Genomic DNA, 806 nt, shown 5'->3' with positions numbered 1-806 from the left:
AAATTTGGTGGAGACTAGGAGAGTCGAACTCCTGACCTCCTGCGTGCAAAGCAGGCGCTCTACCAACTAAGCTAAGTCCCCAGCTTATCATCTGTGATTCGATGTATCAGATTATAGCCTGCGCACTCACTCACGTTCGTTTGCCTTGCGCTTCGCCTTAAAGCAGTGCTTTAAGTCTTGCTCATGGTGGGTCTGACAAGACTTGAACTTGTGACCCCACGCTTATCAAGCGTGTGCTCTAACCAACTGAGCTACAGACCCTGAGAAAAATCAAAGCATCGCTTTGTATTTTTCGCAAGACAAACGCAGTGCGTAGTATCTGCTACTCAATCCAATTCGAAAACCTCGAATTATCTTTTAAGACACATCGTCATGAAGAACAACTTGTTGTGGATTCTTACCAATCGTCAATCTTTCGTTAAGGAGGTGATCCAGCCGCAGGTTCCCCTACGGCTACCTTGTTACGACTTCACCCCAGTCATCGGCCACACCGTGGTAAGCGTCCTCCYTRMGGTTAGACTACCTACTTCTGGTGCAACAAACTCCCATGGTGTGACGGGCGGTGTGTACAAGGCCCGGGAACGTATTCACCGCGGCATTCTGATCCGCGATTACTAGCGATTCCGACTTCACGCAGTCGAGTTGCAGACTGCGATCCGGACTACGATCGGCTTTTTGAGATTAGCATCACATCGCTGTGTAGCAACCCTTTGTACCGACCATTGTAGCACGTGTGTAGCCCTGGCCGTAAGGGCCATGATGACTTGACGTCGTCCCCGCCTTCCTCCAGTTTGTCACTGGCAGTA

General features: G+C 50.1%; 2 tRNA genes and 1 rRNA gene. All 3 read right to left on the bottom strand.

Going from position 1 to position 806, the window contains the following annotated elements:
- Window positions 1-5: 5 nt before the first annotated feature.
- Window positions 6-81, bottom strand: a tRNA-Ala gene (locus BJN41_RS14005).
- 103 nt (window positions 82-184) lie between these two features.
- Window positions 185-261, bottom strand: a tRNA-Ile gene (locus BJN41_RS14000).
- Between the two features lie 158 nt (window positions 262-419).
- Window positions 420-806, bottom strand: a 16S ribosomal RNA gene (locus BJN41_RS13995); the annotation flags it as partial.

This window comes from Acinetobacter towneri, from assembly GCF_001758345.1.
Lineage (GTDB): Bacteria > Pseudomonadota > Gammaproteobacteria > Pseudomonadales > Moraxellaceae > Acinetobacter > Acinetobacter towneri_A.
The sequence above is the reverse complement of the archived record's forward strand: the minus strand, read 5'-3'. Positions and strand labels throughout refer to the sequence as shown.